The organism is Flavobacteriales bacterium, from assembly GCA_016124845.1.
Taxonomy (GTDB): domain Bacteria; phylum Bacteroidota; class Bacteroidia; order UBA10329; family UBA10329; genus UBA10329.
The window spans coordinates 14,502-35,443 of the sequence record WGMW01000005.1 but is presented as its reverse complement, the minus strand read 5'-3'; the positions used below and the strand labels follow the sequence as shown (position 1 = coordinate 35,443).

General features: G+C 49.1%; 23 protein-coding genes. 20 read left to right on the top strand and 3 right to left on the bottom strand.

Annotated elements, in window-relative coordinates; genetic code table 11:
- Nucleotides 1–80: 80 nt before the first annotated feature.
- The 11 genes from GC178_01920 (at nt 81) to GC178_01870 (ending at nt 10,709) form a co-directional block, all read left to right on the top strand.
- Nucleotides 81–740: a CBS domain-containing protein gene (locus GC178_01920; protein ID MBI1286311.1), complete on the top strand. Its 660-nt coding sequence runs from the start codon at nt 81–83 to the stop codon at nt 738–740.
- Nucleotides 741–2,132 carry a hypothetical protein gene (locus tag GC178_01915; GenBank protein ID MBI1286310.1) on the top strand — a complete coding sequence of 464 codons (1,392 nt, stop codon included), beginning with the start codon at nt 741–743 and terminating at the stop codon, nt 2,130–2,132.
- Between the two features lie 3 nt (nt 2,133–2,135).
- On the top strand, nt 2,136–2,999 hold the full coding sequence (locus GC178_01910) for an NAD kinase (protein ID MBI1286309.1): 864 nt from the start codon (nt 2,136–2,138) through the stop codon (nt 2,997–2,999).
- 75 nt (nt 3,000–3,074) lie between these two features.
- Nucleotides 3,075–4,022, top strand: coding sequence for an outer membrane beta-barrel protein (locus GC178_01905; protein ID MBI1286308.1), 948 nt, complete (start codon nt 3,075–3,077; stop codon nt 4,020–4,022).
- A gap of 19 nt (nt 4,023–4,041) precedes the next feature.
- Entirely contained in the window at nt 4,042–4,866 is an 825-nt protein-coding gene (locus tag GC178_01900; protein MBI1286307.1) for an outer membrane beta-barrel protein, read from the top strand.
- Nucleotides 4,867–4,922: 56 nt separating this feature from the next.
- Entirely contained in the window at nt 4,923–5,666 is a 744-nt protein-coding gene (locus GC178_01895) for an isoprenyl transferase (protein ID MBI1286306.1), read from the top strand.
- A 13-nt stretch (nt 5,667–5,679) separates the two neighbouring features.
- A complete protein-coding gene (gene bamA, locus GC178_01890; GenBank protein ID MBI1286305.1) occupies nt 5,680–8,163 on the top strand; it encodes an outer membrane protein assembly factor BamA in 2,484 nt (827 codons plus the stop codon).
- Between the two features lie 11 nt (nt 8,164–8,174).
- Entirely contained in the window at nt 8,175–8,702 is a 528-nt protein-coding gene (locus tag GC178_01885) for an OmpH family outer membrane protein (GenBank protein ID MBI1286304.1), read from the top strand.
- Nucleotides 8,703–8,738: 36 nt separating this feature from the next.
- The gene (locus GC178_01880; protein ID MBI1286303.1) at nt 8,739–9,236 is read left to right on the top strand and encodes an OmpH family outer membrane protein; all 498 of its coding nucleotides are present in this window, start codon (nt 8,739–8,741) and stop codon (nt 9,234–9,236) included.
- Between the two features lie 151 nt (nt 9,237–9,387).
- Nucleotides 9,388–10,221 carry a glutamate racemase gene (murI, locus tag GC178_01875; protein MBI1286302.1) on the top strand — a complete coding sequence of 278 codons (834 nt, stop codon included), beginning with the start codon at nt 9,388–9,390 and terminating at the stop codon, nt 10,219–10,221.
- A gap of 89 nt (nt 10,222–10,310) precedes the next feature.
- Nucleotides 10,311–10,709, top strand: coding sequence for a hypothetical protein (locus tag GC178_01870; GenBank protein MBI1286301.1), 399 nt, complete (start codon nt 10,311–10,313; stop codon nt 10,707–10,709).
- Between the two features lie 91 nt (nt 10,710–10,800).
- On the opposite strand, the gene GC178_01865 is transcribed toward GC178_01870, so the two are convergent.
- Nucleotides 10,801–11,022 (bottom strand): hypothetical protein, encoded by a 222-nt coding sequence (locus GC178_01865; GenBank protein MBI1286300.1) that lies wholly within the window; start codon nt 11,020–11,022, stop codon nt 10,801–10,803.
- A gap of 10 nt (nt 11,023–11,032) precedes the next feature.
- Between GC178_01865 and GC178_01860 the strand changes: the two genes are divergently transcribed.
- On the top strand, nt 11,033–11,335 hold the full coding sequence (locus GC178_01860) for a GIY-YIG nuclease family protein (GenBank protein MBI1286299.1): 303 nt from the start codon (nt 11,033–11,035) through the stop codon (nt 11,333–11,335).
- 514 nt (nt 11,336–11,849) lie between these two features.
- Here the strand turns inward: GC178_01860 and GC178_01855 are convergent.
- The gene (locus GC178_01855) at nt 11,850–12,794 is read right to left on the bottom strand and encodes a hypothetical protein (protein MBI1286298.1); all 945 of its coding nucleotides are present in this window, start codon (nt 12,792–12,794) and stop codon (nt 11,850–11,852) included.
- 39 nt (nt 12,795–12,833) lie between these two features.
- On the opposite strand from GC178_01855, the gene GC178_01850 reads away from it, so the two are divergent.
- The 4 genes from GC178_01850 (at nt 12,834) to GC178_01835 (ending at nt 15,085) form a co-directional block, all read left to right on the top strand.
- Nucleotides 12,834–13,070: a hypothetical protein gene (locus GC178_01850; GenBank protein MBI1286297.1), complete on the top strand. Its 237-nt coding sequence runs from the start codon at nt 12,834–12,836 to the stop codon at nt 13,068–13,070.
- A 214-nt stretch (nt 13,071–13,284) separates the two neighbouring features.
- A complete protein-coding gene (locus GC178_01845) occupies nt 13,285–13,539 on the top strand; it encodes a hypothetical protein (GenBank protein ID MBI1286296.1) in 255 nt (84 codons plus the stop codon).
- Nucleotides 13,540–13,548: 9 nt separating this feature from the next.
- Nucleotides 13,549–14,559 (top strand): hypothetical protein, encoded by a 1,011-nt coding sequence (locus tag GC178_01840; protein ID MBI1286295.1) that lies wholly within the window; start codon nt 13,549–13,551, stop codon nt 14,557–14,559.
- A gap of 25 nt (nt 14,560–14,584) precedes the next feature.
- Nucleotides 14,585–15,085 (top strand): hypothetical protein, encoded by a 501-nt coding sequence (locus GC178_01835; protein ID MBI1286294.1) that lies wholly within the window; start codon nt 14,585–14,587, stop codon nt 15,083–15,085.
- 141 nt (nt 15,086–15,226) lie between these two features.
- On the opposite strand, the gene GC178_01830 is transcribed toward GC178_01835, so the two are convergent.
- Nucleotides 15,227–16,240 (bottom strand): DDE-type integrase/transposase/recombinase, encoded by a 1,014-nt coding sequence (locus GC178_01830; GenBank protein MBI1286293.1) that lies wholly within the window; start codon nt 16,238–16,240, stop codon nt 15,227–15,229.
- 428 nt (nt 16,241–16,668) lie between these two features.
- On the opposite strand from GC178_01830, the gene GC178_01825 reads away from it, so the two are divergent.
- Genes GC178_01825 through GC178_01810 form a run of 4 tightly spaced genes read left to right on the top strand, consistent with a single transcriptional unit; the run spans nt 16,669 to nt 20,940 of the window.
- Complete coding sequence (locus GC178_01825; GenBank protein MBI1286292.1) at nt 16,669–17,067, top strand: prepilin-type N-terminal cleavage/methylation domain-containing protein; 399 nt, start codon at nt 16,669–16,671, stop codon at nt 17,065–17,067.
- Nucleotides 17,068–17,074: 7 nt separating this feature from the next.
- Entirely contained in the window at nt 17,075–17,599 is a 525-nt protein-coding gene (locus tag GC178_01820; protein ID MBI1286291.1) for a hypothetical protein, read from the top strand.
- On the top strand, nt 17,596–19,023 hold the full coding sequence (locus tag GC178_01815; GenBank protein ID MBI1286290.1) for a type II/IV secretion system protein: 1,428 nt from the start codon (nt 17,596–17,598) through the stop codon (nt 19,021–19,023). Before GC178_01820 ends, GC178_01815 begins: the two co-directional genes overlap by 4 nt.
- Before the next feature lie 9 nt (nt 19,024–19,032).
- Nucleotides 19,033–20,940, top strand: coding sequence for a general secretion pathway protein GspD (locus tag GC178_01810; GenBank protein MBI1286289.1), 1,908 nt, complete (start codon nt 19,033–19,035; stop codon nt 20,938–20,940).
- Nucleotides 20,941–20,942: the final 2 nt, after the last annotated feature.

Genomic DNA, 20,942 nt, shown 5'->3' with positions numbered 1-20,942 from the left:
CAAATTGATGTTGACCAAATGCCGCAAAGGATAACAAAACCGTAATACTTTGCGTTTACTTTGCAAGCGAACTCAAGCAAATGTTAGCACGAGAACTCATATCGAAGATCGTCCCACCACTCAGACCCAATGATGAGGTGGCGCGTGCCTTGGCATGGATGGATGAGTTCAAGGTTTCGCATTTACCAGTTGTCGATGGACATCAGTTTCTCGGACTTATCAGCGAAGACAACATTCTCGATGGTGAGAAGGAAGATACCGTTATTGCTTCCAAGGATGCGTTCAACCGTGCGTACGTGCTCGAATCGGAACACATCTACTACGTGATACGGAAATTGGCTGCCACCGATCTTTCGGTTGTGGCCGTGCTCGATGCCAACGAGCAATATCTGGGCTGCATCACCCTTGCCGATGTGGTCACCAAGTTCGATGAGTTGGCCGTGATCAACCAGCCTGGCGGCATCATTGTTCTCAACCTCAACAAGAACGATTATTCGTTGGCGCAGGTGGCGCATGTGGTCGAATCGAACAATGCCAAGATCCTCAGCAGCTACGTTTTCGAGCGTCCTGAAACAGGAAAATTGGAGCTTACGCTGAAGGTGAACCGTGAGGAAGTAAGCGCCATTGTGCAAAGCCTTACGCGACATGATTACGATGTGATTGCCTATTTCCAAGAAAGTACGCATCTTGAAGACCTTAAAGGCCGCTATGACGAATTGATGCGGTACATCAATATCTAAGTGGCGCATACGTACTTCCGTTTACTTTTTTTACCCGCTTTATTGTTTCATCTGGCCACGGTGGCGCAGGAACGCGTAACCATTGGTTCGGTGGCGTTTGAGGGCAATAAGATCACAAAGGAGCGCATTCTGCTTCGCGAAATGACCTTCAAGGAAGGAGAGACCATTCCGAGAGACAGCGTTGCCTACCATTTGCACCGATCGCGCAGCAATGTTTGGAATCTGGAGCTCTTCAACTTTGTGGACATTGACACCTGTTGGTTCGGTAGGGATCGGATGGATGTGGTGGTGCGTGTAACCGAACGCTGGTATGTTTGGCCCGTTCCGTTCGTTGAGTTTGCCGATAGGAATTTCCGTGCTTGGTGGGAGAACAAACGATGGGACCGTCTCGACTTCGGAACCCATATTTTCTGGCACAACTTTCTGGGACTGAATCAGGATCTCGTGTTCCAGCTGCGTTTCGGGTTCAATAACCGCTATCAGCTTCGCTATGAGATTCCGTACCTCGACAAGGCGCAGAAGTGGGGCATCGAGTTCAAGGCGGGTTACGAGCAGAACCATCAGGTGGCCTACATGGCAGAGGGTAACAAACGTCTGTTCTACAAGGATAACAGTCGCCACATCCGCAAAGAGGTATATGCATCCATTACGCCACGTTGGCGCCCCAATCTCTATAACGTCCACAAGTTGGAGATCATGTACACCAACTCGTGGGTGGCCGACACGGTGGCCAAATTGCAGCCACAATATTTTGGGGCGGGAGAACACTTGAGCAGGTTCTTTTCCATTGAGTACAACGTGAAACGGAACATGACAGATTTCAGCGTTTACCCGCTCAAAGGCTATCGGTTCGAATTCACCTTACGGAAAGACGGGTTCCATATTCTCGATAGCCCAATTGACATGTGGACATTGGAGGCGGAGTACAGCAAATACTGGCAGCTGCACAAACGCTGGTATTTTGCGCACGGGCAGAAGATCAAGCTGTCCTCAACCAATCAGCAACCGTACTACCTACAGCAAGGGCTCGGTTATGAGGAGGATTTTGTCCGTGGATATGAACTTTACGTGATCGATGGTCAGCAATATGGGCTGCTCAAGACCAGTCTGCGCTGGGCCGCCCTGCCATTCCGCAAAGTGCGGTTGAAATTCCTGAAATCGAACAAATTCAATACGCTGCCGTTGGCCTTCTATCTCAACCTGAACTACGACATGGGTTACGTGATCGACACACAGTTCAATAAAGGCAATCCGTTGGCGGGAAGTTTGCTTCTCGGTGGCGGCATCGGAATCGACATGGTCACGTTTTACGACATTGCCTGGCGATTTGAATATTCCGTGAACAAAAACCTGCAGCACGGTTTTTTTGTACATTTCACCAAGCACATTTAGCCTATGCGAATTGCAGTACACGGCAGGTTGCGGTATGAGACCGATCGGCCGCGCTTAGAAGCCATCCTCCAGAAATTGATCACCAAGTTCGAATCGGTGTCATTTACACAGGATCTTGCCACGCTTGGCGGCATTAGGGCAGAGCAGATCATCGGAGGAGACCGATTCCGAAAAGGTGAGTTCGATGTCTTGGTAAGCATCGGTGGCGATGGAACCATTTTGGAATCTGTACTGAAAGTAGGCCGCTCAGAAATTCCCATTTTGGGAGTGAACGCAGGCAGATTGGGATTTTTGGCCAGCACCCCGTTCGAAGAGTTCGGTCAGGCATTGGACAGACTTGCCGATGGCGACTTTCAGGTGGATGATCGCACGTTGGTGCAGGCCGATACGAATTCAGCTCTTTTCGGAACCGACAATTATGCGCTGAATGAGGTAAGCGTGCATAAAAGTGCTACCTCTTCCATGTTGGTCGTAAACGCTTATTTGGATGATTTCTTCCTGAACACGTATTGGGCAGATGGCCTCATTATCTCAACACCTACAGGATCTACGGGTTATTCGTTGAGCACTGGAGGCCCGATCGTTGCTCCAGGAACCAGCAATTTCATCATAACGCCCATTGCCCCGCACAATCTCAATGTGCGCCCGTTGGTGATAAGCGACCATCGGAAGATCACGCTCAAGGTAGATACCTCCGAACCCAATTTTTTGGCTTCGCTGGATTCGCGATCGGAAATAGTCAGTTCTGATGTGGAAATACGCGTTACGAAAGCCGATTTTAAGGTCGGGCTGGTCCGCTTTGGGCCGAACGATTATTTCGACACACTTCGCAGCAAATTGATGTGGGGTCACGACAGACGTAATTGAAACTCAGTTGTTTCTGCACGTTCCGTGATTATATAGCTATATTTGCATCCTTACACGAGAAGTGCTGGTTTTCTCATGCGTCCAAAGTTTTTTCTTCTTGTACTGATTGTTCTGCCAACGTTGGTCAATGCCCAGCGTTGGAAGCGTCAGCGCTATGAGTGGGTTGCAGGTCTTGGAGCAACGCAGTTCCTTGGCGACCTGGGAGGTCGTAACCAGATTGGTTCCGACTGGTTCTTTGACCTTGATGCGGCTTCTACGCGCTATGTGGCCAATGTCGGATTCAGATACAAGATCTCGCAGTACGTATCTGCAAAAACGGGCTTCAGTTTTGGTGAGCTTTCTGGTAACGACAAGTACACGCAGGAACCGTTCCGTCACAACAGAAATCTCAGTTTCCGCTCACCTATCGTTGAGTGGGCCACACAGATGGAGGTCTCGTGGATGCGCGAATCCATCGGTAGCCGTTACAAGATCAGGCGTGTACGCGGTAGAGGAAGAAAAGGCAGTCAAGTGTATGTTTACGGATTTGCTGGCGTTTCTCTGCTTTACATGAACCCAATGGCCAAGTACGATGGCAAGTGGTACTCGCTGCGAAAGTTGCACACCGAAGGCCAAGGCTTTGTTCCATCTCGCAAGGTTTATTCAAATTGGCAATTTGCCATTCCTTTCGGTGTGGGGATGAAGTATGCGCTGGATAAAAAGAGCAGCATCGGTTTGGAGTACGGTCTTCGTAAAACATTCACCGACTACATGGATGACGTAAGTACAACGTATGTTTATTCTCAATGGGCACCGAATGCGGCAAGCATCAAATCGGCCATGGGGTATGATAATGTGGCTGCAGCGCTTGCAGACCCGTCTTTAAGTAGGGTTCCAGACAATGTCGATTCGTTTCAAGGAGCATGTTCCGTATGTCCAGGGCAACAACGTGGGGATCCAAGCGATCTGGACTCATACATGTTCTTGATGATAACATATCAAAGAAAGATCCGCACAACAAGAAAGGGACTTCCGAAGTTCTAATGTGCTGAGGAGAGAAGTAATGAAAAGGGTAGTTGTTCTTGTTCTTTTACTGACGGTAGGGTTTTCGCAGTTAAAAGCACAGTATTCGGAGGTTGGCGTGATGGGAGGGGTTTCATACTATATGGGCGACCTGAACCCAAGCACACCATTCAAGAAAGTGCTTCCTGCGGGAGGATTGTTCTACCGATACAATTTCAACGACAGATTTTCGATGCGGGGCACGTTCACTACGGGTTACCTGATGGGCGATGATTCCAAATCGAAAGTGGCCGCACAGCGGGAAAGGAATCTCCGTTTCGAATCCTGGGTGTTCGAGTTTGCCATCACGGGCGAGTTCAACTTCTTCAAATACGCTCCAGGAGACATGGAGCATCCGATCACCCCATTCCTGTTCGGGGGCATTGCGCTGTTCAAGTTCAATCCACGGGCGCAGGCCAAAGATGGGAATATGTACGATCTGCAACCGCTGGGCACCGAAGGACAGGGAACCACCTATTATCCTACCCGAAAAAAATACTCACTTACCAATGGGGCAATTCCTTTTGGTCTGGGTGTAAAGGCAAATCTTTCAAAACGACTTTCGGTTGGTTTGGAATGGGGAATGCGCTACACCTTTACCGATTATTTGGATGATGTGAGTGGAACGTATGCCGATCCAGACGTAATAAAATCCGAGCGCGGACCGATCGCTTACGAGCTTGCCAATCGTTCTGACCTGACGGACGAGCAGTTGACAGGTAGGCAGCGCGGCAACTCGAAAACCAACGATTGGTATTCGTTTGCGCTCGTTACTGTTTCTATTAATATCGAGGCACGACCGCAGAAATGTCCCGCCTATCAATAAGTCTCGTTCAGTAGAGTACATTTGCATCGCCTTTCGGGGCGATTTTCATTTTATAGATGGCCATAGACAAACGCATAGACCCGACCAGACTGCCAAAACACGTGGCGGTTATCATGGACGGTAATGGTCGTTGGGCCAAGCAGCGCGGTAAACTCCGCACCTTTGGGCACAACAAAGGCGTGAAGGCTGTTCGGGAAACGGTGGAATGTGCCGCAGAAATGGGAATCGGGTACTTGACGCTTTACGCTTTCTCTACAGAAAACTGGAGCCGACCACAGGTGGAGGTGAACGCGTTGATGACCCTGTTGGTGAAAACCATCAATAAGGAAACAAAGACATTGATGGACAACGACATTCGCCTGAATGCCATCGGAGACATGGAATCGCTGCCCAAAGGTTGCTACCGCGAGTTGTTGGAGGCCATTGAAAAGACCAAGGACAATAAGCGCATGACCTTGACGTTGGCGCTGAGCTATTCATCCAAATGGGAATTGGTGAGAGCGATAAAGGCCATTGCAAAAAATGTTAAATCAGGGAAATTGGATGCGGATGCAATTGATGAATCGACCATCGATGAGCATCTTTGCACGCTTGGAATCCCAGACCCTGAACTACTTATTCGTACCAGTGGAGAGCAGCGGATCTCCAATTTCCTGTTGTGGCAGATCGCCTATGCCGAACTCTATTTTACCGACAAACTCTGGCCTGATTTTGACAGGACAGATTTTGAAAAGGCGATAATCGACTATCAAGGACGAGAAAGAAGATTTGGAAAGATCAGTGAGCAGGTCAGCGCTTAAGGGCATTTATACAATGCTTCTGTTGCTTGCGGTGCTGGTTTTAACCTCAGTTCCGTCAAAGGCACAGAACGGTAACACCCCAATTGTCATTGGTGGGCAGGATACGAAGATCGATTATTCGGCCCCGAAGCCTTACACCATTGGAGATATAACCGTTTCGGGCACCAAGTATCTCGATAAAAAGGTACTGATTCTGCTTTCTGGCCTGACCAAGGGTCAGACGGTCCAAGTGCCTGGTGAAGACATTACCGAGGCCATTCACAAGCTGTGGGATCAAGGACTTTTCAGCGACATTAATATTACCGCCACCAAGATCGATGGAGAAACGATCTACTTGGACATCTGGTTGCAGGAACGCCCCCGATTGAGCAAATATGCGCTGAAAGGCGTGAAAAAGGGAGATGCGAATGACATCCGCGATGCGATCAGGCTCATCAAAGGAAAAGTGGTGAACGACAACCTGATCGTATCCACCGAGAACATCATCAAAGACCACTACATAGACAAGGGCTATCTGAATGTGGAAGTGGTGACGGAAACGGAGCCTGATACCATGCTTCCGAACAGCGTGGTTCTCAACTTCAAGGTGAACAGACACAAAAAGGTGAAGATCGGGAAGATCATTTTCCGAGGGAACGAGGAAGTGAAGACAGGAAAGTTGATCCGTGCCATGAAGGAGACCAAGCAGCGACAATGGTATCGGGTATGGAAAGCCTCCAAGTTTTTGGAAGCAGAATACGAGGCCGATAAGAAGGCGGTTATTGCCAAATACAACCAGATGGGCTATCGCGATGCGCGCATCCTCAGCGATACGATCTACAACAACAAGGATGGTTCCATCAACGTGGAGATCAACATGGAGGAAGGTCGCAAATACTACTTCCGAAACATCACGTGGACAGGAAACACGAAATATCCATCAGAACTGTTGGACAAGATCCTCGGCATTAAGAAGGGCGATGTTTACGATCAGGCGAGGTTGGAGGCCAACCTGCTGATGAACCCGAACGGACGTGATGTGAGTTCGCTCTATTTGGATGACGGTTACCTGTTCTTCAATGTAGATCCTGTGGAGGTTTTGGTGGTGAATGACAGTATCGATCTGGAGATGCGCATCCGCGAGGGCAAGCAGGCCACCATCAATAAGGTGACCGTTGTCGGCAACACCAAGACCAACGACCACGTGATCATGCGGGAGATTCGTACCAAGCCTGGTCAGTTGTTCAGCCGTGCAGATATTATCCGTTCACAGCGCGAACTTTCGCAGTTGGGCTACTTCAATAACGAGACACTTGGCGTGGAACCGAAACCGAATCCTGTGGATGGAACCGTGGATATCGTTTACACCGTGGAAGAGAAACCTTCCGACCAGATCGAGCTCTCAGGTGGTTGGGGTGCTGGCCGTATTGTGGGAACCTTGGGTGTGAAATTCAACAACTTCTCGCTGCGCAACATGGCCAAGAAAAGCGCTTGGAGACCATTGCCTTCGGGTGATGGACAGCAGTTGAGTGTGAGGGCGCAATCGAACGGTCTTTACTTCCAATCGTACAATTTCTCCTTTATGGAGCCATGGTTGGGCGGAAAGAAGCCGAATGCATTGAGTATTTCAGCCTACCATTCGGTGCAGTCCAATGGTATTCAGAAGGGGCAGGACAACCGTCAGGCCATCCGAATTACGGGTGTAACGGTTGGGCTGGGGCAGCGGTTGAAGTGGCCAGATGACTATTTCCTCATTCAGCAGCAGATCAGCTACCAGAACTATCAGCTGGAGAATTATCAGTTGATCTCTGGTTTCAACAACGGAAACTCAAATACCGTGAGTTATACACTTACCGTGTCGAGAAATTCTGTTGGCGACCCGATCTTCCCAACGTATGGTTCCACCATTACTGGAAGTGTGGAAATAACCCCACCATTCTCACTCTTCAGGAACATTGACTTTGAGACGGCAACGGCATCCGAACGTTACAAGCTCATCGAATACCACAAATGGAAGTTTGATGTGAGGTGGTACCTCGGTTTGGCAAAGAATTTGGTGTTGGCCACCAAGTTGCAGTATGGATTCCTTGGACTTTACAACAGAAAACTCGGCATTTCGCCATTCGAACGCTTCTACCTCGGTGGTAGCGGACTTAGCGGTTACTCATTGGACGGGCGAGAGATATTTGCCCTACGTGGTTACGACAACAACTCACTCTCACCAAGTTTCGGAGGAACCATCTTTACGAAGTATAGTGCAGAACTCCGTTACCGAATCTCTCCCAATCCGCAGGCAACCATCTATGTGTTGGCGTTTGCCGAGGCTGGAGATTCATGGCTCAACTTCGGACAGTTCAAACCTTTCCAACTCAAGAAATCAGCTGGGGTTGGAGTTCGTATCTTCCTGCCCATGTTCGGGCTATTGGGACTGGATTACGGTTGGAGGTTTGATAACGTACCCGGATATCCGAACATGGCACCGGGGCAATTCCATTTCTCTATCGGACAGAACTTTTAATCTATCATAGCATGAAAAGAGCATTTTTAACACTTGTCGTTTTCGGGTTCGTCCTTTCGGCCAATGCGCAACGCTTCGGCTACGTGGATACCGATTACATTCTCGAAAGTATTCCAGAGTACCAACAGAAACAGCAGGAACTCAACGAGATCTCGGTGCAATGGCAGTCGGAGATCGAGAAGATGTACGCGGAGATCGACCGCATGTACAAGGATTTTCAGGCCGAGCAGATCCTGCTTACCGATGACATGAAGCGCAAGCGCGAAGAGCAGATCATTGAGAAGGAGAAGGAGGCCAAGGAGAAGCAGAAGCAGCGTTTCGGTTATCAGGGCGACCTGTTCCAGAAGCGTCAGGAGTTCACCAAGCCTATTCAGGACAAGGTCTATAACGCCATCAAGCAGATAGCGGATGCCAGAGGCTATGCCGTTATCTTTGATAAGGCCGGTACTCTGACCATGCTTTACACCTCAGATAAATACGATCTGAGTGAAGATGTGCTTGACGAACTGGGCTATTCCGTCAAGACAGAGAAGAAGTAAATTATAGCTATTTTCGCGCCCCGTAAAACACAGAATATGAAAAAGTTAGTAGTGATAATTGCAGCGTTGGCATTTGCATTTCCAACGTTTGCCCAGCAGAAGTTCGGACACATCGATTCGGCTGCATTGTTGGAGCTGATGCCAGAAAAGGCACAGGCCGAAAAAGACCTCGAAGAGTTCGCCAAGGAATTCCAAACTGCATTGGAGGCCATGGCCAAAGAATACGAAGGAAAAGTGCAAACATTCCAAGCGGGAGAGAAGGACATGATCCCTACCGTGCGTAACACCAAAATGCGTGAGATCGCGGATCTTGAAAGAAGGATCCAAGAGTTCCAGCAGCAGGCGCAGGACGAGATCTCCAAGAAAGAGCAGGAGGTTCTTACTCCAGTTATCGACAAGGCGCGTAAGGCCATTGACGAAGTGGCCGAGGCCAAAGGATACACCTACGTGTTCGATAGCTCATTGGGCGTATTGCTGTTCCACAAGGATACAGACGACCTGATGGCCGATGTAAAGACCAAGTTGGGTCTCTGAGAACCTCAGAACATTTGAGCATATTTAGACCCGTCTTTTCAGGCGGGTCTTTTTTTGCCCGCACGTTCAGATCGGAGGTCATGCTGAACTTGTTTCAGCATCTGGTAATAGACCCTGAAACAAGTTCAGGGTGACGTGTTTAAACAGACAAATGGACAACCACCCCATAGGCATATTCGATTCGGGCTACGGAGGCCTTACCGTGCTGCGCGAAGTAGCGGCCCTTCTTCCGCAGTACGATTACCTCTATCTGGGCGATAACGCACGCTCTCCGTATGGAACGCGCTCGTTTCAGACCGTGTACGAATACACGCGGGAATGCGTCTTCAAACTGTTCGATGCGGGGTGTCCGCTGGTCATATTGGCGTGCAATACGGCCTCGGCCAAAGCGTTGCGAACCATCCAACAGAAAGACCTTCCCAAAATGGACCCCAAACTGCGCGTGCTGGGGGTCATCCGCCCAACGGCAGAGGTCATTGGCAACTACTCCACCTCAGGCAAAGTGGGTGTGCTTGGCACATCGGGCACCGTCCTTTCAGAATCCTATCCTATCGAGATTGCCAAGACCTTCCCGCAGGTGGAGGTGTACCAGCAGGCATGCCCCATGTGGGTGCCGCTTATCGAGAATAACGAGCACCATGGCGCAGGTGCCGACTTCTTTGTGAAGGAATACGTGGACCAACTGATGCAACAGGCACCCGACATCGACAGCATTCTGCTCGGGTGTACGCACTATCCGCTACTGACGGACAAGATCCAACAGCACCTCCCACCGCAGGTGCGCGTCATCTCGCAGGGAGAAATTGTGGCCGAAAGCCTGAAAGACTACCTGCACCGCCACCCCGAAATGGACCAACTGTGGAGCAAGAACGGCACCCGCAGGTTCCTCACCACCGATGACACCGCCAATTTCGATGCGCATGCCTCCATCTTCTTCGGCAGCGAGGTGCGGTCGGAGCACTGCACCATTCCGCATGTTTCTTAGGAAATCTATGAGGAGAATTGGTGTCTGACAGTGATGATCATTTGGCAAAAGGAAGAATAGCTGAACTGGTTTATGGATAACTTTAAACCGTGAGGGGAATATTAGAATACCTGTACTGCAAGTATTACCATTTCCAAGGGAATATTGGTAATGCGATTGTTGCGCCTTTTGGCGCAATAATGTTCATTGGATTAACTTGTTATGTCTATTGCATTTCAATTTTGTTGTTTCTGACAATCCTTTTCCCTAAGAATAATCTGATAGCTAATAGTCGGTTTATTGCGTGGTTTTCTATTGGACCTTCCTTTGTTTTGATTGCTGTTTTGTACTTTCTCTTGATTCGCAAAGGAAAGTACAAGGAGGTGTTGAAGAGGGGCAATGCTAAATACAAAAGCAGTTTTGGAGCGATTTTATTCGCTTTGGCAGCATTTATTCTGTTTAACGCTGGGTGGATATTGAAGATGTTGCAAAACCAAGGCCGGTTTTGATGATTCTTGTGGTCTTAGTGCGCTGGGTCATCCTGAGTGTCCGCCTCAAGCGGACGTATCGAAGGATGTTGTGCGGGAGGCATCAACTCGACTATTTCCCCTCATGCTTCCGTTCCCCTCCATGGTTCGATACACTCCTCCCTTCGGTCGGATCACTCACCATGACCCCCACCGCGATGGCACGGGGGGGGTCATCCTGAGTGCAGCGAAGCACTGTGACGAACGGATGGTGCGTTGGGTCATCCTGAGTGTTGCGAAGCAACGTATCGAAGGATGCGCGCAGGCGTTGCAATTCCATACCTTTAATCATCATCAGGTCCACCATGGTCAGATTCTTCTATGTCTATATTCTTGAGTGTGCTGATGGAAGCTACTATACGGGTATTACCAATGACGTTGACAGGCGTATCGCACAACATCAGGCAGGAAACGACCCAAGGGCCTACACTTGGAACAAACGCCCCGTCAAACTGGTCTATCACCAGCAATTTTTAGATGCCAATGATGCCATAGCATTTGAAAAACGGGTAAAAGGTTGGAATCGGAAGAAGAAACTGGCTTTGATAGAAGGTCGGTTCGGTGACCTGCCGGGTCTTGCGAAGAAAGATTTTGGTAAAGGTTCTTGAAGGTGCGCTGGGTCATCCTGAGTGTCCGCCTCAAGCGGACGTATCGAAGGATGGTATGTTGGAGGCATCAACTCGACTATTTCCCCTCATGCTTCCGTTCCCTTCCATGGTTCGATACGATCCTCCCTTCGGTCGGATCACTCACCATGACCCACCCGCGATGGCACGGAGCGGGGTCATCCTGAGTGTCCGCCTCAAGCGGACGTATCGAAGGATGGTATGTTGGAGGCATCAACTCGACTATTTCCCTCATGCTTCCGTTCCCTTCCATGGTTCGATACACTCCTCCCTTCGGTCGGATCACTCACCATGACCCCCACCGCGATGACACGGGGGGGGGTCATCCTGAGTGCAGCGAAGCACTGTGACGAACGGATGGTGCGTTGGGTCATCCTGAGTGTTGCGAAGCAACGTATCGAAGGATGCAGGTTGGGGCCACACTGCGTGTCCGCCTCAAGCGGACGTATCAAAGGATTGCGGGAAGCGCCTCCCCCCTCGCGCAATCCGATGACCATCAAGGCGCGGGCGGTGCATCACCGAACGAGAACAACAGGTCGTTCACCTCGCCCAACAGGATGGGCTGATCGGGAAAATCCGCAGCACCGTCCGGGTTCTCCAAATGCACATCCAACGTTTCCGGAAGGGAGCTGTCCGTCCACGACACCTCCCCGGCCACATCCGTCACTTTCAGGTCCAAGGCCGTGTTGGTAAGCGTTATCGTTACATTCTCTATCGGAGTGCCGTCCGTTCTCTGCACCCGAATGTTCACCGTGGTAACGGTGGCACCACCGCCTTGCGATGGGTACAGTTGGTACTGCTTCAACCTTTCCGCATCATTGGCCCATACCACCGCAGCGCAGGTGTTGATGGTCTGCATGTGCCCCCACACCACGTTGAGCAGGGCAATGCGGTCGTGCGAGCTGACCGACCGCCCCGATTTGGCGGCCTCCTGTAGGCGGTTCTTCAGTTTTATCTCATCAGAGAGCGTTTCAAGCATGTCAATTTCCGCCTGCGTGTAGCCCTTGGCAAGCAGGTCGGGCTTGTAGCTGGCCCCATCGGCCTTGGCATGGGCCAGTTCCAATGCCTCCTGTAGTTTAAGGGTGTTGTTGTAGGCCTCTTCCCAACCATCCTGCCCAAACACCCGCTGGCGTGCCACATCCTTGGGCCAGGCCAGTTTGGCGTAGAGGCCAAGGGTCTGCAGGGCCGCGTAGCCCTGCCGCATGGCCGAGCCCACATCGGCCGTCAGCACCTTGATGTCCAGCACCACGCTGTCATCGGTCGGGAATGCGTCCGCATCGTTAATGTCGTTCTGAAATGCCGTGAGCCACACCGCATCCATCCAAGGGAAACGGGCCACGAAATCGGCCTGTTCCGCATTCAAGGCGTCATAGAACAGCTCAGAGCGTTCCAGCATGTCATCGTCTGCCATGCCATACGCCCGTTTAATTGCTTTTGCCATTGTGTAAAGGGTTTAGAGTTTCTGTGGAGGTCAAAACTATTGCTGGCAACAGGTGCCCGCAACGGCATAGTGGGCCACGGGCGGCAAGCAACGGACAATGTGGGCCTTGCTGCGGCAGGTGGCGCCTTAGCAGCTCCTTTCGGCTCCCCGAAGCGGTCTGCCATGGCAACAGAACGACCTGCCATGGAAACAAAGCGGAATGCCATGGAAACAAAGCGGTCTGCAACGGAACATTACGGCATTACTACGGAATATAGCGGAATGAAAAAGCAATGAAACGGAATTACCAGGCGACCTGATGGCAATGCAAAGCAACCGAAAAGCATTGCAAAGCAAGCTGTTGGCAATGCAAAGCAATAGAACGGTCTATTACGCCTCGTTCCGCACTATTATAGCATATAACCGTTGTGTAATTGAAAATATGTGAATACATTGTGTAAATAAACAGGAACAGAAATACCGTAACACGTTCAACCTACAATACCAACAAATGAGATTAGGACCGATAGACCCGAAGGATGCCGACCGCATTGGCAAACTACCACCCGGCAGAAAACACTGGGTGGTAAAGCTCATGGACAACATGAAGGTGGGAGACACCATACGGATTTACCGTGCAGAATGGAACCGCCTTGGTAAAACGCCCAACATCTACGTCATCAAAGAGAACAAGAAGGGCGAGAAGAAATTCGTTTTGACCGAGGCGGCCGATGGCAGCGGCTGGTTTATAGACAGGGTGGAGTAATTTTAGGGCATGACGACCTCAACCATAGCCCCTGGCCTTCTTATTCATTACAATGAGGGCTACAGATTCGGCTTCAACGGTAAGGAAATGGATAATGAGATGTACGCCTCATCCGGGAACAGCTATGACTACGGGTTCAGGATATATAATCCGCGGTTAGGGAGGTTTTTGAGCGTAGATCCCCTGACCAACTCTTACCCATGGTATACACCGTATCAATACGCGGCTAATAGACCGATTGCATGTATTGATATGGATGGATTGGAGGATCGCAATTATTTGAACGACCTAATAAAGGAAGGAACTCAAATACTTCTTCAAAAAGCATGGGATGTTGGCACAGATGTGGCTTATAATGCAACTATATCACTTGCAAAAGATGCCAAGGATTATACTGAGAAAAAAGTTAAAGAGCAAACAATCGTGGTGGATGTTTCATGGTCAAAACCAATACACCCTAAACTTTCCAAAAGTATTTCTCCGGAAGTTCAAGTGACTGCGGGGGTTTCGTTTCTTCGAAACATTGGTGGAGATAAGAAAAAAGGCGGAGTATTGCCCCATATAGGTCTGGGAGTAGGGTTGAATGTTGGGTCTTCAGGTTCAGATGCTGTTCCGACAGTTTCTTTGGGTCTGGTAGGGGGTAATTTTAATGAAGCTGGCGATTACAGAGGGGCATTTGCAGATTATAGTGCCGATATTTCTGGATTTGGTGGGGCCTACTGCTACTGGCCAGGTGGTGCAGATGCAAAGTCTATTACATTTAATGCTGGTGATTTGGCAGCAATGATTGCAAGTGAAGGAGTTCCAAATGCAAGTTTTGCCGGAAGGTTAGATTATTATTTTATCATTCCGCAAGAAGAAGGGGATCCGTCATTTAAGCAGCAGTTTAATGAATTCAAGGAGTTAGCAAAAAAGGTGTGGCACGGTGAAAGCAAGGAATTCGACAAGGTTATGGATGACGCGTTTGGAAAAATGATGGAGACTCTTAAGGAAACGGAAACAGACACCAAAAAGAATTGAGTCTCGTTTTATAATATAGTGAAAAATGAAGCACATTGCAGTATTAATTTGCATTTCCATTGCGTTTATGGTCCTTCAACAATCATCAACTCTTATATCTGATACTGATGATGAAAACCTGTTGTTGCTTGCGGATTTCATGATTGCATTGATAATTGGAATTCTTGTTGTTATAAAGTGGCGGGGATTCAGGGATAATAAGTTGGTTGTACTTTCTTTTTTTACTCTTTTTTTAAGCTCTCTCGTTGCATTCACTTACTTTCTGAATTATAAGTTCGGTGATTTGGACATTAGTCAAGCGAAAGTCATAGGGAAAACAATTTCTGTTTTCCCTAAGGATAAAAGCATTAGAACATACATTTTGAAACTCGACTCAGATAGGTGCGAATCGTATATCGTCAGCAAAGAAGAGTATGAAAACCTGAAGGTTAACGATGTTGTAGAAGTGAGCGTTTATGACGGACTATTTGGATTCCCCATTATTGTTGGCGTGCAATCAAGGAAGCCTATAGATTCTGAAAGATGATCTTTTTTGACCACTGCACATAGCAAGAAGGTATTTGAAAAAAGTGTTCCATATAAGGAACATCGGGTTCAGGTTCCAGTATTTCCAAAGAACTGTTGGTCTCTAAGGTTTAACGGTTTCCTTGGTCATCCGTTTTCCGTATCAGATGCACTTGTTGCAGGTATTTTTCCTGTTGTATTCCAGCCTTTTGGCCCTGGCCTTCTGCAATTGCCGCTTTGTTTCTGCCGTATTGATGGTAATTCCGTTCAAAGCCTCAAAGGGAATGAGTCCACCAATGGCGTTGTGAGGTCTGATATTGTTGATGTCATTTATGATGCCTTCAAGGCTATCTGGTAGTTGTTTCGGGTCATCGGTTCCCATCGGTCTCAGGTAGCCGTTCTTGATCAGGTTGTTTACCGATTCCACCATGGAGTTGGAGAAGTCGATCTCCTTTTGAGCAATGAGCTTTCTGATAGTTCCTCCCGAGTGTTTTATCAGGTCATCCACTTCAAGGTTATTGTTCTCAGAACCACCGTCAACCATCAGTCGGACATCATTCGGTCTGTAATTTTCCAATGCTTCAACAAGCATGGTTCTGACCGTTGTTCCAAACAGCCTTTCCTGCAATTTCCAGTTGAGAATGTATCTTGAATAATTGTCCATCAAAAGATGGAGGTAGCGCTTTTGCCCGTTCATTTTTAGAATGGTCACATCCGTGTGCCACAGGTCGTGTGGTCTTTCTGCCCTCAGCCCTTTCTTGGGAGGAGGCTTTTTGTATTTGACACGTTTGATGCCTAAAAGCCTGACATATCTGTAGAATGTGGAAAGACACATGCTCACGGTTTTTTCCCGCAAGCCATGATGGAAGATGGACGAAAGTGGCCAATACTGAAACCGCTCATCGGTTACCAGTTTTCTAATAGCCGCCACCTCTGGGTGGGATAACTGATATGGTCTGATACGGTTGCACCACCCGAAATAACTGTGGTTGCATTTCACTTTGGTTTCCAGTAGCCAATTCTGAAAGGTGGTTCTGGATATTCCGAGCGCTCTGACCGCCTTGGCGATACCGATCGAAGACCGAACTCGCTGAACAACATCTACCAGTTCCTCGCGAGCATGGAAAACAGCATTTTCAGTTCTTTTCCTTTCCGAACAATTGATCTGCAAGTGCATAGGATTCTGAGATAGGCGGAGAATGTTCGTTTTGCCACTCGGTGTTCATTGAACTGCTTTAGGAGTTCCAACTGTTCCTTGGCAATATCATTCAGGACATGACCTTCATATTTCGAAGCGCATTCATTTTTCCATCGATGGATGTTGGTTCTTGGAACGGAGGCCAGAAGCTCTTGGGGAATGCTGTTCTCAAGCTCAAGCCTGATAAGGTGTTTCAGGGCGGTGTCATAGGATCTACGGTTCTTCATCGGTAACAAGCTGATTTTCATGACTCACATTTGCAATGTGGCAGTTTGAAAATCGGTTATGAAGTATTTGCCGAGTACTTTTTTCAACAGAATTAACAACTCGTGTCAAATTGTTGATAACTGCACATTGCTTGTAGAGAAGGCAATCCCTACATTGGTCTGTCCAAACTCATTGTGCAAATGGACAGAAAACTCAAAGCCTTCACTCTCACCGAACTGGTCGTTGCCTTCCTTATTCTGGGTATTCTTATCCTATTGGCCTACCCGGACCTGATGTCATTGGTCACCAAGGCCAAAAGCACCGAGGCCCAGCTGCAGTTGAATCACTTGCACATGCTGGAAAAGAACTATTTCTATGCGCATTCCAAATACACAAGCGACCTCGGTGAGATCGGTTTCGAACAGCAGAAGCTGGTTACCGAAGATGGTGCGGCCAACTACATTATTGAAGTGACCGAGGCGGGTGATGCGGGCTATGTGGCAACGGCCACCTCCATCACCGATTTCGATCAGGATGGCACCTTCAATGTGTGGCAGATCGACCAGGACAAGAAACTCAAAGAGACCGTAAAGGACTGACCGCGCAATGTCAGTCGTTCAAGGCATCATGTGGCTACTCATGGCGGCAGCATCCATTACCATTGCATATCAGGATCTTCGCGAACGCGCCATCAGCTGGTGGACGGTACTTCTGCTGGTGGTGGCAGCCGTAATGCTTCCAACACTCTCTGTTGGATTCAAGCCTGCGTTTACAACATGGAGTATCAATGTACTCATTCTGGTGTTTCAGTTTGGGCTTGTTGCCGTCATGTTCGCACTTGGTAGGCGAAAATGGAATTTCTTTGACCATCTGATCGGTTGGGGAGATATTCTGTTCCTACTGGCACTTTCGGCATTGTTTTCCACATCTGCTTTTCTGGTGTTTTACTGCACTTCGTTGGTGTTGACGCTTATTGGTTTTGGCACGTACCGCCTTTTTTCACGGAAAGAAGGCGTGACCATTCCATTGGCAGGTGCCATTTCCATTTGTCTGATGGCGTTTGTGCCAGCCTTGTATTATTTGGGCTATGAACCCTGGGATGAACTTCCCCTTTACCAATGGCTACCATGAGTGTGGAAGTGAAAGACATTCAGATCAATCCGAAGCTGCAACAACTACTTACAGCTGATCAGGCCATGCGGTTGGGAGCGGTTCCGTTCCGAGAAGAAGATGGTGTTTTAAGCACATACGTTTCCACCGAGAAGCTGCAACCGTCACATGCAGATGAACTGGAACTCATCACAGGTAAACGAGTGACGTTGGTTCCGATAGCGCATGTGCAGGTAGAGCGGGTACTGACGCGGTTTTACAGACAGTCTGGCCCGAAGGAGAAGACCTACCACTTTTCGGAAGACCGGGATGTGCTTCAGGACATGTTGAAGGAGGCCAAGGATATGAATGCCTCTGATATTCATTTCGAGGTGTATGAGGAAAGGGCGCGCATCCGGTTTCGCATAGATGGACACTTGATGGAGCGCTATGCGGTACCTGTTACCGAATACCCTTCGTTAATCAACCGAATTAAGATCAAAGCCAATCTGGATATTGCAGAGAAGCGACTGCCGCAGGACGGCCGTATCATGGTGAACACAGATCAGTACAGTTTCGACATCCGTGTTTCCATTGTTCCCACTCTGCATGGGGAAAAGGCGGTACTTCGTCTGTTGAGCAAGGATGCTACGGACATTCAGATAGACCGTCTCGGTTTTGAACAAAGTCAGCTCAAAACTTATTTAGAGAGCGCCCGGAAGCCGCACGGTATCATTCTCATCAGCGGACCAACAGGTTCGGGAAAGACCACCACACTTTACGCCACGCTCAAAATCCTGAATGAGGAGAGTCGCAACGTGCTGACCATTGAGGATCCGATCGAATACACGCTTGAAGGCATCAATCAGGTTCAGTTGAACGAACGCATCGGCTTGGATTTCTCTAAAGCACTGCGGACATTCCTCCGTCAGGACCCGGATGTGATCATGCTTGGGGAGATCCGTGACGCGGAAACTGCAAAGATGGCGGTCCGGGCTGCGCTCACAGGTCACTTGGTACTATCCACGGTGCATACGAATTCCGCTTGGGGAACGGTCAGCCGTCTGGTGGACATGGGTGTTCCTTCCTACCTCATTGCCGGAACCTTGAACCTTTCCGTGGCGCAGCGACTGGTTCGGAAACTCTGTCCGAAGTGCAAGGGACCGGCACAGATCGAAGAAGGCCAACTGCCCGGAGAATTCGGCAAGCGGTATGTGGGAATGGATCACTTCGAGCCGATCGGTTGCGAAAGCTGTTTTTACACAGGCTACAGCGGCCGGAAAGCCCTTTATGAGGTCATTCCCATGGACCATGACCTTGCTGCCGAGGTGCGTATCGGTAACATGGAGGTGAGAGACCTTCTTCAGCAGCGGGCAATACGTTCCATTCCCGATCAGGCGATGAGCCTGCTGCAATTGGGAGAGACCTCCGTGGATGAGGTCTATTCACTCTTACTTAACGTTTAATAATTGACCGTGATCAGAACAAGAATCATCATAATCATCTGTGTTTTCCTCACGCTGAATTCATTCGGGCAGGACCGCATCCGTTCCATCGAGAACCATCTCAAGAGCATGGTGGCCGACAACCCAGGATTGGAAGCAACCGTGGACGTATCGGTAAGTGAAGTGCCGATCCAGGAATTCGTAAGGGCCATTGCCATGACCAATGGGTTGAACATCAGCGTGGCCCCAGACCTGAAGATCACGGTGGTCAACACTTTTACGAATGTCTCGGTGGTGGATGTACTGGTCTTTCTGTGCAAGGAATACAACCTGAAGATCGAGTTCGTGGGAAACATCATGTCGATCACGGCATTTGAACCACCTCCCACGGAACCGAAAAAGTACGTTCCGAAGAAGCTGGATATCAGCTATGACGGAAAAAAGGGCGAACTCAGCTACAATCTCAAGAACGACAGTCTTTTCCTTGTGGCCAAGGAGATCACCCGCATATCAGACCGCAATGTGGTACTGGCACCAGAACTGACGGATAAAATGGTCTCGGGATTCGTGCAGAAGCTGGCCTTCGCGGACGCGATGGACAAGTTGGCCTTTTCGAACGGACTTTCGGTGGAATCAGGGGAGGATGGTTCGTTTATGTTGGTAGCAGCTGAAAAGGACAATGCGGATGCTGGTCAGAAGAACAGTAATCGTAGAAACAACCGTTCGAAAAAAGGGGCCAAGGACCTGCCTGCGGGCATGTACATCGAACTTTCTCCGGATTCGCTGCTGACGGTTGACGGGGTCGGTGTGAAAGGCGGAGAGATCATCAAAGCCGTTTCGAATGAGTTGGGTAAGAACTACTATCTGTTCTCCGAGATGCAGGAGGCCACTACACTTCAAGTAGAGAATGTGACCTATGAACAGTTTCTCAGTTACCTGCTCAACGGCACCGATATGACCTTTAAGAAGGAGGGAAGCATTTACCTGATCGGTAAACGAAACTTGGAGGGGCTCAGAGAGACAAGCATTGTCAAGCTGCAGAACCGTACAGTCGAGAAGATCGATGAGTACATCCCTTCAGACATGAAACAGGGCGTGACGCTGAAGATCCATTTGGAGACCAACAGCATCATTCTTAGTGGGTCTCGGCCGCAGATACGGGAAATCGAAGCATTTCTGAAGGATATGGACCAGGTGGTACCGATGGTGATGATCGAGGTCATCATTGTCGATGTCAACCGTACACGAACAGATGAGGCTGGTATTGATATGGGACTGGGCCAGGCACCGGCAACAACTGGAGGAACGCTGCTGTCGGGATTGGACTTCACCCTCAATTCAAGTTCAGTCAATAACGTTCTGGCAGCACTTAGCGGGCTTGGCACCTTCAACCTCGGTAAGGTCACCCCGAATTTTTATGTCAGTCTGAAGGCTTTGGAGAGTCAGGGCTATCTCCGCTCGCGCTCCAAACCAATGCTTTCAACGTTGAACGGCAATAAGGCCACCATGACCATTGGAAATCAGGAATATTACCTCGAAACCACGAACAACATCATCGGTTCTCAGAACCCTCAGAATGCCGTTACACAGAACTATAAATCGGTGAATGCCGCTTTGACCTTGAATATCGTACCTATTGTTTCAGGAGACGGTCAGGTGACCATGGACATCAGCGTAACGCAGTCCGATTTCACCTCAAGAATTTCCCCTTCTGCCCCTCCTGGACAGGTGACCCGTGATTTCCGTTCTCTTATCCGAGTGAAAGACCAGGAAATGATCATGCTTGGTGGGCTTGAGGAAAAGAGCATCAATGACACAGGTAAGGGATGGCCATTGCTATCACGCATTCCTGTGCTGAAATGGCTGTTCAGTACACGGTCACGGAAGAAGGATAAAACACAACTGAACATCTTCATCAAACCGACCATTGTATTCTGATC

Excerpts from the sequence above, each read along its gene's own strand:
- GC178_01920 (MBI1286311.1), top strand. The coding sequence starts at position 81 with ATGTTAGCACGAGAACTCATATCGAAGATCGTCCCACCACTCAGACCC.
- GC178_01910 (MBI1286309.1), top strand. The coding sequence starts at position 2,136 with ATGCGAATTGCAGTACACGGCAGGTTGCGGTATGAGACCGATCGGCCG.
- GC178_01905 (MBI1286308.1), top strand. The coding sequence starts at position 3,075 with ATGCGTCCAAAGTTTTTTCTTCTTGTACTGATTGTTCTGCCAACGTTG.
- GC178_01900 (MBI1286307.1), top strand. The coding sequence starts at position 4,042 with ATGAAAAGGGTAGTTGTTCTTGTTCTTTTACTGACGGTAGGGTTTTCG.
- GC178_01895 (MBI1286306.1), top strand. The coding sequence starts at position 4,923 with ATGGCCATAGACAAACGCATAGACCCGACCAGACTGCCAAAACACGTG.
- bamA (MBI1286305.1), top strand. The coding sequence starts at position 5,680 with ATGCTTCTGTTGCTTGCGGTGCTGGTTTTAACCTCAGTTCCGTCAAAG.
- GC178_01885 (MBI1286304.1), top strand. The coding sequence starts at position 8,175 with ATGAAAAGAGCATTTTTAACACTTGTCGTTTTCGGGTTCGTCCTTTCG.
- GC178_01880 (MBI1286303.1), top strand. The coding sequence starts at position 8,739 with ATGAAAAAGTTAGTAGTGATAATTGCAGCGTTGGCATTTGCATTTCCA.
- murI (MBI1286302.1), top strand. The coding sequence starts at position 9,388 with ATGGACAACCACCCCATAGGCATATTCGATTCGGGCTACGGAGGCCTT.
- GC178_01865 (MBI1286300.1), bottom strand. The coding sequence starts at position 11,022 with ATGATGATTAAAGGTATGGAATTGCAACGCCTGCGCGCATCCTTCGAT.
- GC178_01860 (MBI1286299.1), top strand. The coding sequence starts at position 11,033 with ATGGTCAGATTCTTCTATGTCTATATTCTTGAGTGTGCTGATGGAAGC.
- GC178_01855 (MBI1286298.1), bottom strand. The coding sequence starts at position 12,794 with ATGGCAAAAGCAATTAAACGGGCGTATGGCATGGCAGACGATGACATG.
- GC178_01845 (MBI1286296.1), top strand. The coding sequence starts at position 13,285 with ATGAGATTAGGACCGATAGACCCGAAGGATGCCGACCGCATTGGCAAA.
- GC178_01840 (MBI1286295.1), top strand. The coding sequence starts at position 13,549 with ATGACGACCTCAACCATAGCCCCTGGCCTTCTTATTCATTACAATGAG.
- GC178_01835 (MBI1286294.1), top strand. The coding sequence starts at position 14,585 with ATGAAGCACATTGCAGTATTAATTTGCATTTCCATTGCGTTTATGGTC.
- GC178_01830 (MBI1286293.1), bottom strand. The coding sequence starts at position 16,240 with ATGCACTTGCAGATCAATTGTTCGGAAAGGAAAAGAACTGAAAATGCT.
- GC178_01825 (MBI1286292.1), top strand. The coding sequence starts at position 16,669 with ATGGACAGAAAACTCAAAGCCTTCACTCTCACCGAACTGGTCGTTGCC.
- GC178_01820 (MBI1286291.1), top strand. The coding sequence starts at position 17,075 with ATGTCAGTCGTTCAAGGCATCATGTGGCTACTCATGGCGGCAGCATCC.
- GC178_01815 (MBI1286290.1), top strand. The coding sequence starts at position 17,596 with ATGAGTGTGGAAGTGAAAGACATTCAGATCAATCCGAAGCTGCAACAA.